This is a genomic window from Mesorhizobium sp. M0678, from assembly GCF_040320505.1.
Taxonomy (GTDB): Bacteria; Pseudomonadota; Alphaproteobacteria; order Rhizobiales; family Rhizobiaceae; genus Mesorhizobium.
On the sequence record NZ_JAMYPT010000036.1, the window covers coordinates 1 to 14,027 of the forward strand.

General features: G+C 59.8%; 13 protein-coding genes. 5 read left to right on the top strand and 8 right to left on the bottom strand.

What is annotated here, in order from left to right; translation table 11 throughout:
- Positions 1–221: 221 nt before the first annotated feature.
- The 6 genes from NKI29_RS31050 to NKI29_RS31075 form a co-directional block, all read right to left on the bottom strand.
- The gene (locus NKI29_RS31050) at positions 222–1,454 is read right to left on the bottom strand and encodes a MalY/PatB family protein (protein WP_352798386.1); all 1,233 of its coding nucleotides are present in this window, start codon (positions 1,452–1,454) and stop codon (positions 222–224) included.
- Between the two features lie 62 nt (positions 1,455–1,516).
- Positions 1,517–2,284, bottom strand: a complete 768-nt coding sequence (locus NKI29_RS31055; RefSeq protein ID WP_502896745.1) for an amino acid ABC transporter ATP-binding protein — start codon at positions 2,282–2,284, stop codon at positions 1,517–1,519.
- Positions 2,285–2,308: 24 nt separating this feature from the next.
- Positions 2,309–3,448, bottom strand: a complete 1,140-nt coding sequence (locus NKI29_RS31060; RefSeq protein WP_352798388.1) for an amino acid ABC transporter permease — start codon at positions 3,446–3,448, stop codon at positions 2,309–2,311.
- 3 nt (positions 3,449–3,451) lie between these two features.
- A complete protein-coding gene (locus NKI29_RS31065) occupies positions 3,452–4,639 on the bottom strand; it encodes an amino acid ABC transporter permease (protein ID WP_352798390.1) in 1,188 nt (395 codons plus the stop codon).
- Between the two features lie 70 nt (positions 4,640–4,709).
- Positions 4,710–5,723, bottom strand: coding sequence for an amino acid ABC transporter substrate-binding protein (locus tag NKI29_RS31070; RefSeq protein WP_352798391.1), 1,014 nt, complete (start codon positions 5,721–5,723; stop codon positions 4,710–4,712).
- Positions 5,724–5,919: 196 nt separating this feature from the next.
- Positions 5,920–6,882 carry a LysR family transcriptional regulator gene (locus NKI29_RS31075; RefSeq protein ID WP_352798392.1) on the bottom strand — a complete coding sequence of 321 codons (963 nt, stop codon included), beginning with the start codon at positions 6,880–6,882 and terminating at the stop codon, positions 5,920–5,922.
- 850 nt (positions 6,883–7,732) lie between these two features.
- Here NKI29_RS31075 and NKI29_RS31080 point away from each other — a divergent pair.
- The 4 genes from NKI29_RS31080 (at position 7,733) to NKI29_RS31095 (ending at position 11,258) form a co-directional block, all read left to right on the top strand.
- On the top strand, positions 7,733–8,701 hold the full coding sequence (locus NKI29_RS31080) for a helix-turn-helix domain-containing protein (protein WP_352798393.1): 969 nt from the start codon (positions 7,733–7,735) through the stop codon (positions 8,699–8,701).
- Between the two features lie 144 nt (positions 8,702–8,845).
- Positions 8,846–10,363: an aldehyde dehydrogenase gene (gene adh / locus NKI29_RS31085; protein WP_352798394.1), complete on the top strand. Its 1,518-nt coding sequence runs from the start codon at positions 8,846–8,848 to the stop codon at positions 10,361–10,363.
- A 68-nt stretch (positions 10,364–10,431) separates the two neighbouring features.
- A complete protein-coding gene (locus NKI29_RS31090; RefSeq protein WP_352798396.1) occupies positions 10,432–10,764 on the top strand; it encodes a DUF779 domain-containing protein in 333 nt (110 codons plus the stop codon).
- 62 nt (positions 10,765–10,826) lie between these two features.
- Complete coding sequence (locus NKI29_RS31095) at positions 10,827–11,258, top strand: potassium channel family protein (RefSeq protein ID WP_352620273.1); 432 nt, start codon at positions 10,827–10,829, stop codon at positions 11,256–11,258.
- Positions 11,259–11,270: 12 nt separating this feature from the next.
- Here the strand turns inward: NKI29_RS31095 and hemN are convergent, their stop codons facing one another.
- On the bottom strand, positions 11,271–12,620 hold the full coding sequence (hemN, locus tag NKI29_RS31100) for an oxygen-independent coproporphyrinogen III oxidase (RefSeq protein ID WP_352798397.1): 1,350 nt from the start codon (positions 12,618–12,620) through the stop codon (positions 11,271–11,273).
- A gap of 155 nt (positions 12,621–12,775) precedes the next feature.
- Here hemN and NKI29_RS31105 point away from each other — a divergent pair, with 155 nt between their 5' ends.
- Complete coding sequence (locus NKI29_RS31105; protein ID WP_352726179.1) at positions 12,776–13,504, top strand: Crp/Fnr family transcriptional regulator; 729 nt, start codon at positions 12,776–12,778, stop codon at positions 13,502–13,504.
- Here NKI29_RS31105 and NKI29_RS31110 read toward each other — a convergent pair.
- Entirely contained in the window at positions 13,501–13,917 is a 417-nt protein-coding gene (locus NKI29_RS31110) for a hemerythrin domain-containing protein (RefSeq protein WP_352726210.1), read from the bottom strand. The two genes, NKI29_RS31105 and NKI29_RS31110, sit on opposite strands and share 4 nt — an antisense overlap.
- Positions 13,918–14,027 lie beyond the last annotated feature (110 nt).

Here is a 14,027-nt window from a genome sequence, read left to right on the forward strand (position 1 = left end):
CCCCCCACCCCCCGCGTGCCGCGGCCCGCCCCCCGCGGCGGCCCCACCACTGGCCCGTCGAGGCGCCCCTGCCCCCCGGGTGGGCTCCTCCCCATATCCCCCCCCCCCCCCCCCCCCCCCCCCCCGGGGGCCCGCGACGATCCCCCTGGTCATCGAGGCGGTGGTATTGGGATTGATGACGGCTATTCGCATTCGGGGCGCTCCGGCCAGATTCCGCTCGATTATAAGGAGGCCAGCGCGCTGGACATGCGCTCCAGCCCTCGGCGCAGCAGAGGACGCGGGCAGCCGACGTTCAGGCGAATGAAGCCTTCACCGCCAGGCCCATAGACGCGGCCGTCGTACAGATTGACCCCGGCCTGATCGACAAAGAACTTCTGAATTCCGCCCACTTTGCAATCGAGCGTGCGCGCGTCCAACCACACCAGAAACGATGCGTCGGGCCGCATGGGCGTGATGCCTGGGAGATGTTTACCGGCGAATTCGCAAACCAGATCGATGTTGCTGGCGATGTAGCCTGAGAGTTGATCGAGCCAGGGCGCGCCGGTGCTGTAGGCAACCTCCAGAGCCAGGCGGCCGAAAAAGTTCGCGTTCACCATGAATGACGCCTGCATTGCGGCAAGGAGCGCCTCGCGGCGCTTTTTGCTGGCTACCGAAATGGTTGCCGAAGGCACCCCGGCAAGATTGAAAGTCTTCGTTGGAGCGGTGCAGATGAACGACTTCTCTGCGGCATCGTCCGAGATGGAGGAGAAGACGATGTGGGGACGATCCGACAGCCTTATGTCGCAGTGAATGTCGTCGGATATGACCAAGATACCATGGCGCTCACAAATGTCGTTCAGCGCTGCCAATTCTTCTCGTGTCCAGGCCATTCCGGCAGGGTTGTGAGGATTGCACAGCAGGAACACCTTGGCGCCGGCGGCCGCCAGTTTCCCGAAGTCCTCCAGGTCGAGCTCATACCTGTTGTTCTGCAACCTCAGCCGGTTCGTGAATAGAACCCGCCCGTTTCCCTGAACCACTTCGAAATAGGGCGAGTACACGGGCGACTGCACAATGACGCCGTCACCGGGCTTCGTGAAGGTTCGCAGTATCGCAGCTACGGACGGCATGATCGCTGGCGCTGGAAGCAGGGTCTCCAGCATCGGCGACCAGTTGTGCCGGCGTGTGAACCACGATTGCACGATCTCATAATGGCGCGGATCGCGGCGGGTGTAGCCGTAAATGCCGTGGTCCGCGGCCTCGCGCAGCCGCGCGATGACAGTTTCCGGGGCTCGGAAATCCATATCCGCTGTCCATAGGGAGAGCAGGCCCTCTCCCTCGACTCGCGGGGAGAACTCATCCCATTGGTTGGCCCATTTGACGGATCCGAATTGCTGGCGGTCGTGGATCTGGTCGAAATCGACTTCCGCAATATTTCTTTGCCCGAGCGCCGATGCGGGCATGTCTGCACAAGCCATTTGATAATCACCTGGAAAAATCTGTTGCCACGGTTACGGCCGCTTTGCCTCCGCGGACGTCCCTATTTGAGGATTTGCGCCAGAAACTGCCGCGCCCGTTCCGACCGGGAGTTGGTGAAAAACTGATGGGGCGTGTTGGTCTCGACGATCTCCCCGCGGTCCATGAACACCACGCGATCGGCCACCTCCCGCGCGAAGCCCATTTCATGCGTCACGCACAGCATCGTCATACCTTCACCGGCGAGCGACACCATCGTGTCGAGCACCTCCTTGACCATCTCCGGATCGAGGGCAGAGGTTGGCTCGTCGAAGAGCATGATCTTCGGGTTCACGCAGAGGGCCCGAGCAATTGCAGCGCGTTGCTGCTGGCCACCCGACAGCTGCCCTGGGTAGCTGTCGGCCTTCTCCGCAATTCTGACGCGCTCCAGATAGTGGCGCGCCAATTCCTCGGCAGCTATCCGCGGCATCTTTCTCACCCATACCGGCGCAAGGGTGCAATTCTCAAGCACGGTAAGGTGAGGAAACAGATTGAAGTGCTGAAACACCATCCCGAAATTGCTGCGGACTTCGTCGATCTTGCGCAGATCCCCGGTTACCGCCTTGCCGTCGACGATGATCTCGCCCGACTGGTGCTCCTCGAGATGGTTGATGCAGCGGATCATCGTCGATTTGCCGGACCCCGAGGGGCCGCAGATGACAATACGCTGCCCCTGTGGCACCGACAGGTTGATGTTCTTGAGCGCATGGTATGAACCGAACCATTTATTGACAGCACGCAGCTCGATAGCCATCGCCTTGTTGTAGGGCGTCCCCTTCGTCGCTGCGTACATTGCTTGTGGGCTCATCGTCGCGTCCTAGGATTTGTGGCCACGCGCCAATTGGCGCTCCATCGATTGCGAGTAACGGGACATGCCGAAGCAAAAGCCCCAGTAGACCAGTCCCGCAAAGAGGTAGCCGGTTGATGAGATCGTCGGGCCTGCCCAGTTCGGATCGACGCGCGCCGTTTCGATGGCTTTCAGGAAATCCGCGATGCCGACGATGGCGACCAGAGTCGTGTCTTTGAACAGACCGATGAAGGTGGAGACGATGCTCGGTATGACGATCGTCAACGCCTGGGGGAGGATGATCAGGCGCATCATGTCGAAGTAGCTGATCCCAAGCGCCTTCGCCGCCTCGTATTGGCCCTTCGGGATTGCCTGAAGGCCGGCCCTCACAACTTCGGCCATATAGGCGGACGAGAACAGCGCTATCGCGATGAGCGGGCGCAGGAGACGATCAGGCGTCAGATAGTCCGGGACGAAGAGCGGCATCATGAAGTTCGCCATGAACAACACCGTGATAAACGGCACGCCCCGGACGACTTCGATGAATGTGACGCAAACCGCCTTGACGAAAGGCAGTTCGGACCTGCGTCCAAGCGCCAGGATAACCCCGATCGGAAGCGAGAAGACGATGCCTACAATTGACATCAGCAGCGTGATCAAGAGACCGCCCCAGAGCGTCGTATCTATGACAGGCAGATGGAGCCAGGCGACGCCGCACACGAGAACGAACGTGGCAACGGGGTAGACGAGAAAGAACAGCAACGCCGCCACTTTGCGCCGGGGAGCCTTCGTCCACAGAAGCCATGCGATGAGGATGGCGCCGATCGCCTGTGCCAGGTCCACGCGCCACCGCTCGGAAACCGGGTACGCGCCGTATCGCACGTAGTCGAACTTCTCGGCAATGAAAGGCCAGCAAGCTCCTTGGCTGTTCGCACGGCAAGCTTCGCGGCCGCCGCTCCAGACCGCGTCGAAGATCGCAAAGCTCAGAAAGTGATGCAGCAGCCACACGGCGAGGAGGACAAAGCATATTGTCAGCGCGCCTGAGGAAGGCGTCGAAAACAGATTCTTTTTCGTCCAGGTCATTGGCCCCGGCCGAACGTCAGCGGGGGGCGCCATCGCTGGTATGAGCGCGCTGCTGACGACTGGCAAATGCATGGACTGATCGCTCATGCGTCACCTCTCGACGATCGCAAAATGTCGGTTACACGCGTTCATTGCCAACGACGTGGCAAGGGAGATAACGAGATAGACTGACAGGGTGATCGCCATGACCTGGACGGCGGCGCCGGTCTGGTTGAGTACCGTCCCGGCAAAGATCTGAACGAGGTCGGGATAGCCGATGAACACCGCAAGCGACGAGTTCTTGATGAGATTGAGATACTGGCTTGTCAAAGGCGGGATGATGATACGCAGCGCCTGGGGAACGACGATCAGACGAAGCGTCTTGCCCGGCGCCAGCCCCAGCGCATACGCAGCCTCGGTCTGGCCCTTTGGCACCGCCTGGATGCCACTTCGGACGATCTCGGCAATGTATGAACCGGTGTAGACCGACAGACCGATCAGGAGAGCGGCAAACTCCGGATAGAGCTGATGCCCACCTTGAAAATTGAAGCCCCGCAGCTGCGGCGCGACGAACGAGACCGGCTCGCCAGCCGCCAAGAACACGATCAGCGGAAAACCTATCAAGGTCGCCAGACTGACTAAAAGCACCGGCAACTGCTTGCCTGTCCGTCTCTGGACGCTCCTGGCGCGAAACCAGAATCCAACGCAACAGGAAACGGCCGCCACGAATGCCAGGCCCACCAGCCCCGCTCCCGGATGCAACTGGATCTCCGGAATGATGAGGCCGCGATTGTTTAGGTAGATGCCGCCGGGGATGGCGATGGATGCCTTCGGGGAAGGCAACGGCTTGAGGACGGCGTTGTACCAGAACAGCAGCTGCAGCAATAACGGGACATTGCGCACAAGCTCGACATAGGCGGTCGCCACCTTCGAAACGATCCAGTTCGGCGACAGGCGGGCAACGCCGATGACGAAGCCAAGCAAGGTCGCCAACAAGATTGCGAGGACGCTGACGTAGAGGGTGTTGATCACTCCCACCCAGAAGGCTTGACCGTAGGTGGACAGTGCATCGTACGGTATCAGGGTTTGATTGATGTCGAAGCCGGCAGACTCATTCCAAAAATCGAAGGAGAGCGGAATCCTCCGAACCCGCATATTCGATGCGGTCTGCATGCCGATGCCCAGGGCCACGGCCAGCAGGCAGCCAGCAAGCAAGAGCTGGTAGAAAGCGCCTCGCACTTTCGTATCGTGCAGCGAAAGGCTCCTGCGCGGTGGCGCGGGAAGCGACAAATCGGACATGGCCTGTTCCTATCGGGATCCGTGCAAGGCGCTGGTGGCAATACGCCAGCGCCTTGCAACCATGCTTTGCCTAGCGGATCGGCGGAGCGTACTGAACGCCGCCTTTGTTCCAGAGCGCGTTCATGCCGCGCTCGATTTTCAGCGGGGAGTCCTTGCCGACATTCCGATCAAACACTTCGCCGTAGTTACCGACCTGTTTGATCACCTCGACCGGCCAGTCGTCGCCGAGCCCGATGTCCTTGCCGATGCTGCCTTCCACGCCAAGCAGACGGCGGATGCTGGGATTGTCCGACGACTTCATCGCATCAACGTTCTTGGAGGTGACCCCGTATTCTTCGGAGGCCACCATGACGTAAAGCGTCCACTTCGCCACATTGAACCACTGGTCGTCTCCCTGCCGCACTGCCGGGCCAAGCGGCTCCTTGGAGATCAGTTCGGGAAGAACGATGCTGTCGTCCGGCTTGGCCATGCGAAGCCGCGATGCGTTCAAGGTAGAGGTGTCCGCCGACAGGACGTCGCAACGCCCCTCCTCGTAAGCCTTCACGACAGCTTCCTCGTCGGCGAAACCAACCGTGGTGTACTTGATCGACTGCGAGCGAAAATAGTCGGCAAGGTTCAACTCGGTCGTGGTGCCCTGGGTGACGCAAATCGATGCGCCCTCGAGCCCCTTGGCTGATGTGATGTTGTCCGCCTTGCGCACCATAAATCCCTGGCCGTCATAGAAGTACGTCCCCGCAAAAAGTATGCCGAGAGACGTATCGCGCGACGATGTCCATGTTGCGTTGTGGGCAAGAATGTCGATCTCCCCCGACTGCAAGGCGGTGAAGCGATCTTTTGGCGTCAATGGGATGAACTTAACCTTTTGCGCGTCCCCGAGCACGGCAGCGGCCACGGCGCGACAATAGTCGACCACAAATCCGGTCCATTTGCCTTCATTATCGGGAAGGCTGAAGCCAGCCGTGGCCGAATTTGTGCCACACGTCAGCACGCCATTTTTCTTGACATTGTCGAGGGTTGCGGACCACGCCGAGGAGGCGGTGCACGCGATAGCGAGGGCAAGAAAGCCCTTGAACATCGATCTCATTTCGGTATTCCCCTGTTTTTGTTGAAGGGAATGTGGCCTCAAGTATGACTATTCGTCAAATTGACTGTTCTCATTGCGAAAATGAGCGTCATTCATAATTGAGGAGGCACTCGCTCTCGGGTGAAAGGGAGCTTGAGTGCTGATCGGGCTAGTTTGCTTGGGGCGGACTAATCGAATGAGCGACGGCGCGCGCGACCTATGGTGCAGCCAACCCCGGTGCTCCGACGGTTGACCCTTGGTCTCTCTCGGTCCGCGACTCGTTGTAGATGCTCATGATTATTTCCCGAAGCCATTTGGTGCCCGGGTCATTCGCCATCTGGCGGTGAACAATGAGCCAGGCATTCACATTCGATACGGGAAGGGGCGGCGGGACCAACGTCACCTCACTCCTCTCGTCCAGCATTTGCAGGATTGCATCGCCGCAATGAGTAATCAGTTCAGTGCCGCGAAGCGCCCAGGGCAGCACCAGATAGTTCGAAATGGTCGCTACGACATTACGTCGTAGGCCCATCTGTTTGAGGGCGGCATCGGCAAGCCCTTCAGCCAGGCCGTCTGCGGAAATCTGCAGATGGGAACTTGCCAAATATGTTTCCAATGTCATGGCATTCCCTGCGATCTTGCTTCCACTCCACACCGCGCAAAACAGCCGATCCTGGCCAAGTTCCACCTTCAAGAGGCCTGGGTCGTCGCGTATTGCCGCTCCCGTCAGCGCACAGTCAACTTGTCTCAAATAGACCGAGGAACCGATTTCCGGTCCATTTGCGGGAATTACATTCAGCGTGGCACCGGGTGCTTGCCTCGAAAATTCTTGAATAAGCCCAGGAATGAAAATCATGGCGTGGTAGTCAGTAAGTCCAACACGAAAGTTGCGTCGCGTCGTAGCTGGATTAAACACCTCATGCCGCTCGATCGAGGCGCGAATCGCTGCAAGCGCAGCAGAGATATCTGACAGCAACTCCACTGCCCGAGGAGTTGGCCGCATCTCTCCCCCGTCTCTCGTGAACAATTCGTCCTGCAAAAGATCCCGAAGCTTTGATAAGGAGTGGCTTACAGCCGATTGTGTTCTGCTTAGTTCGCTTGCCGCGCGCGTCACGCTCCTTTCACGCATCATCACGTCAAAGACTCGCAACAAATTGAGGTCGATATCGTCGAAACTCATGAGACCTTCCCCGTTTTCATCATGCCTCGCCCGCATGCTAACATCGTTTTCAGCGCGCCGGAGGAACGATGCCATGGCGAACAAATGGGTGATTGAACGCCACGTTGACCTGTAGGGAGGGCCGTCATCCACTTGATCTCCCAACGTGCTCAAGCGATGCAAGCAATAGCCTGTCATTCAAGGGAGTATCGGCTTCGAAAAACATCCGTGGAAGGACCCACGAAGCGTACCCACTGAATATGGACGACCGAGAGCACAGGCTCGCCTGATGGCGATAATCAGTCGACAAAAACCGCCGGACGCCCCGAACTTTCGTGCGCAGATTTGCGCACCCGAGCCCCCTGTAGTCACCCGATTCTGGTTCTTCTGCTTACCTATTGTTGCCACGAGCCGCGACGTTCGGGCTCTCTGCAGCGGAACACTCCGCCGTCCGTCGCCCCTCCGATGCGCACGTCGCTACTCGTCTTTGCCGGAGACGTACCGTGACGCTTGATTTTATTGGTTTTTCGTTGGCCAAAATCAGAAATCTTCCCGTACCGTTCCGCACGGTCCCGCGGCTGATTATGGTCGGTCGTCTTTGCTCTAGATCAATGAATGCCCAGTTCATGCCGGTAGGCTTTAGGGGATCAACCGAAAGGTTGCCTGGAAGAGAGAATGCACAGGCGAGGACGACCATCCATTGGCCAAACGTCACTGACTGACAGGAAAACATAGAGGATGTCTGGTCCTTCTGTCGAATTGACAGTGCGTCGATAGAAAGCGAAATCTGATACGACACCCGCGTTGCCTTGTCCTGAAGCAACCGTGGTCTAGTAGCCGAAAGGAAGAACTGGGGCTTGGGAGGATAAGCATGGCCGAGGATTTGGTCGGTAATCATGCCGACCGCATTCAGGCAGCAATTGCCTCGGATGCCGCGGCGAAGTCCGCGCTGGTTGCCTCCTGGCGACGGTCTTCCAATCTGCATCGGCTCGATCCGGCCGATTGCAGCCCTCCCCGCTACCTGACGGAGGCTGAATTGCGAGGGGCCGGACAACGGATCGAACCACTCGTCCGGGCTGCCCAGTCAAGCCTCGACCGGCTCTACCTTGCGGTGGGAGGCGTTGGATGCTGCGTCCTGCTCGCCGATCGCGACGGCGTGCCGGTCGAACGGCGCGGCGCGCCTGTGGACGACGAGACGTTTCGTTCCTGGGGGTTATGGACAGGGTCCGTCTGGAACGAGGAGAGCGAGGGCACCAATGGTATCGGCACCTGTCTGGTGGAACAGCGCGTCCTGACGATCCACCGTGATCAGCATTTTCACACGCGCAACACCGGGCTGAGCTGCACCACGGCTCCGATCTATGACCACCGGGGCGATCTTGTGGCTGCGCTTGACGTGTCTTCCTGCCGGGCCGATCTGACCGAGGTCTTCGCCAATCTGATTTCGATGGCCGTAGTCGACGCGGCGCGGCGGATCGAGGCGGAGAACTTCAAGATGGCATTCCCCAAGGCGCGAATTCTGCTGGCGCCGGTGCCCAACAAGGGGTCCGGCGCGCTGATCGCGGTCGGTGCGGACGACCTCGTGGTCGGCGCGACCCGCTCGGCCCGCATGGCGCTTGGAATTACGCAAAGGTGTCTCGACAAGCCGATGCCGGCGGCCGATCTGCTCGGCTGGGCCGAGAGCGGCCCCGCAGTCCTCGCAGAGGCGGAGCGCGGTGTCCTGCAGCGGGCGCTGGCGCGGGCAGACGGAAATGTCTCGGCCGCAGCCCATGCGCTCGGCATCAGTCGCGCCACGCTTCACCGCAAGCTCAACCGCCTGGACGTCCACAGGTCCCACTGACTTTTGAAACGTCGCATGACTGTCGCAATTCTGCGACACACCCGCCCGCTCACTGTCCCCGGCGCATTGGCAATAGCGGTGGGAGATAGCAAGTCTCTTTCCGAAGCGTCGCATTCCGCGGCGCCAGCTTTGGGAGGAAGACACTTGAATAAGGTTGAATTCTCACGCCCGGTCAAGGCGCCCTTCGACAAGCGCTACGGCAATTTCATCGGTGGCAAATGGGCCGAGCCGCGTTCGGGCCGTTATTTCGAAAACTTCTCGCCGGTGAATGGTCAGTTGCTCTGCGAGGTGGCTCGCTCGGATGCCCAGGACATCGAGGCGGCTTTAGACGCTGCCCATGCCGCCAAGGACGCATGGGGGCGAACCAGCGTGGCCGAGCGCTCACTAATCCTCAATCGCATCGCCGACCGCATGGAGGAAAACCTCGATCTCCTCGCATGTGCCGAAACCTGGGACAACGGCAAGCCGATCCGCGAAACGACCGCCGCCGACCTGCCTCTAGCCATCGACCATTTCCGCTATTTCGCCGGTGCCTTGCGTGGCCAGGAAGGCAGCCTTTCGCAGATCGACGACGATACCGTTGCCTATCATTTCCATGAGCCGCTCGGGGTGGTTGGCCAGATCATCCCGTGGAACTTCCCGCTGCTGATGGCCTGCTGGAAGCTTGCTCCCGCGCTTGCCGCGGGAAACTGCGTCGTGCTGAAGCCTGCCGAGCAGACGCCGGCTGCCATCTTGCTGTGGGCCGATCTTATCGGCGATCTGCTGCCGCCGGGTGTGCTCAACATTGTCAACGGCTTCGGCCTCGAAGCCGGTAAGCCGCTCGCGTCGTCGCCGCGCATTGCCAAAATCGCCTTTACCGGAGAAACTACGACCGGCCGGCTGATCATGCAATATGCCAGCCACAACCTGATCCCCGTCACGCTGGAACTGGGCGGCAAGTCGCCCAACATCTTCTTCAAGGACGTTGTCGCCGAAGACGACGATTTCTTCGACAAGGCGATCGAAGGGTTCGTCATGTTCGCGCTGAATCAGGGCGAAGTCTGCACCTGCCCGAGCCGCGCGCTCATTCATGAATCGATCTACGACAGGTTCATGGAACGTGCGCTGAAGCGTGTCGAGGCGATCGTGCAGGGCGATCCGCTCGACCCGGCAACGATGATCGGTGCCCAGGCATCATCCGAGCAGTTGGAAAAGATCCTGGCCTACATCGACATCGGCCGCCAGGAAGGCGCCGAGTTGCTGACCGGTGGCGAGCGCAACGTCCTGCCCGGCGATCTCGCCGGCGGCTACTACGTGAAGCCGACGGTGTTCAAGGGCCACAACAAGATGCGCATCTTCCAGGAAGAGATCTTCGGACCGGTGGTCTCGGTCACGACCTTCAAGGACGACGACGAAGCGCTCAGGATAGCCAACGATACGCTCTACGGCCTCGGCGCCGGTATCTGGACACGCGACAGCAACCGCGCCTACCGGTTCGGCCGCGCGATCCAGGCGGGCCGCGTCTGGACCAACTGCTACCACGCCTATCCCGCGCATGCGGCCTTCGGCGGCTACAAGCAGTCCGGCATCGGCCGTGAGACACACAAGATGATGCTCGACCACTACCAGCAGACCAAAAACATGCTGGTCAGCTACAGCCCGAAGAAGCTCGGCTTCTTCTGATCGCCGCTTTGACCCACAGGCGCGGCTCCGCGAGGGGCCGCGCCAAAGGCTGGAAATCGGAAAACACGATGCGAGCGAAGGTCACAGCGACACCGGCAGCCCTTGAACTGATCGCCGAGATCGTTGCCGAGCACGGTCCGGTGCTGTTTCATCAATCCGGCGGCTGCTGCGACGGCTCTTCGCCGATGTGCTATCCGCGTATCGGCTTCATCGTGGGCGACCAGGATGTGCTGCTCGGCTACATCGGCGACGCGCCGTTCTACATCGGTGCGTCCCAATTCGAGGCTTGGAAACATACCGATCTCATCATCGACGTGGTGCCGGGTCGCGGTGGCATGTTCTCGCTGGATAACGGGCGGGAGAAGCGGTTCCTGACCCGGTCGACAATCTGCACCGCGTAGGCGAAACCTGCGGGTTTGATTTCGAGCAAGGAAGGCACCGCAGCAATCTCTACGTTCCGAAGATGATCCTCAATCTGCTCATCGGCACCGTCGTCATTAGCCTTACGGTCCTGGTTCACACCTTTGGTCTGATCGTGGTCACACATGCGATGGGGCACCTGGTCGCCCGTTTTCGCATGCACGGGCGCCGCAGCCGCATCGTTGCGATGATCAGCGTGGTGATGGGACTCTTTGCCATCATGACCACAGAGGTGTGGCTCTGGGCAGGACTATACCGGTTGCTCGATATCTTTGCTGACTTCGAAACCGCGCTGTACTTTTCCACCATCACCTTCTCGACCGTCGGCTACGGCGACATTGTGCCCGCTCACGCATGGCGCGTCCTCGCGGCTCTAGAGGGCGTGAACGGATTTCTTCTGATTGGCTGGTCGACCGCCTATCTGATCGCGGCCGGCACCCGCATTGGCCCATTCAAGGCCGGCGAGCACTTCTGAACAGGCGATCGTTCAGACCGCTACGGAATGCCTGGCTGTACCGGTTTCGAAATATTTGTCGAACTTCGCCGCGATGCTTCTGACAAAGGGCCGGCTTTCCGCCGGCACGACGAAGCGGTCACCATCAAGTTCAAGCAGCCGCGCAGGACCATGAAGAGCCGTGGAACTCGCCTTGAGGAGAAGTCTTTGGCCGGCTTCGCCAAAGCGTTCCACCAGCTCAATCGCCGAGAAGGCGAAGTCACACATCAATCGCTCGATGATCCAGCCGCGAACACGGTCGTCGTCGGAAAGCGCGATACCCCGAACAGCGGCCAGCCCGCCATCAGCAACCATGCGTCCATACTCGGCGGTCGAAGGCATGTTCTGTGCATAGCCCTCGCGAAACTGGCTGATGGATGACGGGCCAAGGCCGATCAAGGTCTCGCAGCGATCCTCGGTATAGCCCTGAAAGTTCCGGTGCAGTGTTCCGGCGCGGGCGGCAAGCGCGAGGGCATCGCCCGGTTTGGCGAAATGGTCGAGGCCGATTGCTTCGTATCCCTGGTCCACGATCGCCCGCGCCGCAAGTTGCGATTGAGCAAACCGCTCTGCCGGACCCGGCAGCCATGCCTCGTCGATCATCGTCTGATGCTTCTTAAACCACGGCACATGGGCGTAGCCAAAAAGCGCTATCCGATCCGGTTCCAGGGTTAGTGCCTGCGCGACGGTGGAGGAGACACTCTCCCTGGTCTGGTGTGGCAAGCCGTAGAGCAGGTCCAGATTGACCGATTCGACGCCGCGCGAACGAACGCCGTCGACTACCGCTTTGGTCTGCAAAAAGCTCTGCTCGCGGTTAATTGCCTTTTGCACCTTCGGGTCAAAATCCTGGACGCCGAGGCTCGCACGGGTCATGCCGATTTCGGCGAGTGCGTCGAGGCGGGCATCGTCCATATCATTGGGTTCGATTTCGACGCTGATCTTGGCGCCGGGAGGAAAGGTGAAGCTGTTGCGCAGGACGGTTCCCAGCGCCACCAGATCCTCCGGTTTGAGCATCGTTGGCGAACCGCCGCCGAAATGGACGGCACGCACGCGGCCCTTGCCTGCGACAAGACTGGCGACGGTGGCGATCTCGGCATGCAGTGAGCGAAGATACGTGCTCACCGGTTCGTAGTGGCGTGTCTGCTTGGTATGGCAGGCACAGAACCAGCAAAGCTTGTCGCAGTACGGGATGTGCAGATAGAGCGATATCTCGTGGCCCTCGTCGAGCGCCTGCAGCCAGCCTCGACAAACGGCAGCATCGACGCTTGTATTGAAATGCGGCGCTGTCGGGTAGCTCGTATAGCGCGGCACGTTCTCACCAAGTCTGGCAACTAATTCTGGGCGCACCCCTTTATCCGCTCCACTTTGCATGGCCCGACTTTGACCACATTACTGGCCGGCAGCCTTGATTTCGGTCAAAGTCCGCTGTGGACAAACTGCCGCAAGGATTTTCCTGCCGCCGATGCTATCTTGCCGGCAGTTTGGGTCCTCGGACGATCATGATGACACTGCGTCAGGATATTCACAGCACCGGCATTCCAGTGCTTTGCCGATCATGCGAAGCGCGCCACCATGGCGTCTGCGGCGCGCTCGATCCCGATCAACTGGTGGGCCTCGCCAAGACCTCATCGAAGCATACCGTTGAACCGGGCGCAGAACTGATTGGTGACACCGAGACCGTCGACCGTTATTCGAACGTGCTTTCCGGCGTGGTGAAGCTCACAAAGAGCCTGTCGGACGGACGCCAGCAGATTGTCGGCCTCCAGTTTGCCCCCGATTTTCTAGGCAGGCCCTTCAAGGTGGAGAGCGCGATCAACGCCGAAGCCGCAACGACCGTTTCCCTGTGTTCGTTTCCAAAAGCCGCCATCGAACGCATGATGAAGGAATCACCACAGCTCCAGCATCGTCTCTTCAAGCAGACGCTCAATGAACTCGACGAAGCACGAGACTGGATGGTGACGCTGGGGCGCAAGAGTGCTGCGGAAAAGGTGGCGAGCTTTCTCCTGATGATCGCCAGGAATATCGATCCTATGCTTGACCCGGCGGCCCAGTCGACAAGCTTTGACCTGCCGCTGACGCGCGCCGACATCGCCGATTTTCTCGGCTTGACGATCGAGACGGTCAGCCGCCAACTGACCAGGCTGAGAACAGACAGCGTAATCCGGATCGACAACAACCGGCACATGACTGTGGAGAACATGAGCCGGCTGCAGCGACGCTCCGGCACCTAACCGGCATCGACGACCCCGATCATCGGCAAGACGTGCTCGCGTTCGAAGGCGATATGCCGGCGCAAGCTTTCGAATAAGCCGCGCAGCATGAAGCCGACAGCCTCGGCATTCTCGACTGTCTCGCCATGGCCGATCGCCAGCAGGATTTCAGTCACCTCGCCGGCAAAGCATTCGTCCTCGACGTGTTCTGCGCGCAATCGACGAGTTGAAGCAAGTTTGGCATCGCTGCCAGTCAAAGCAGCCTCGTAGGCCGGAAAGATAACCGTCTCCTCGTATTGGTGAATGTTGCGCAGCAGCGGAACGATCGCGTTGGCCACGCCAATACAGTTCAGGCGATCTGCGGCCGGCAACGTATCGGCGATCTTTTCCAAGGCGTCACAGAGCCGCAGCTTTTCCCCATGGGCACGTTTCATCACAGCGCCCGGGAGGAACTCTCGATCGAACCGTCCGACCGGCATGGAAATCTCGCGGCGGGCTTCAAACAGCGACGATTTCCGCTCGTTCTCCCCGTCCAATGAAAGCC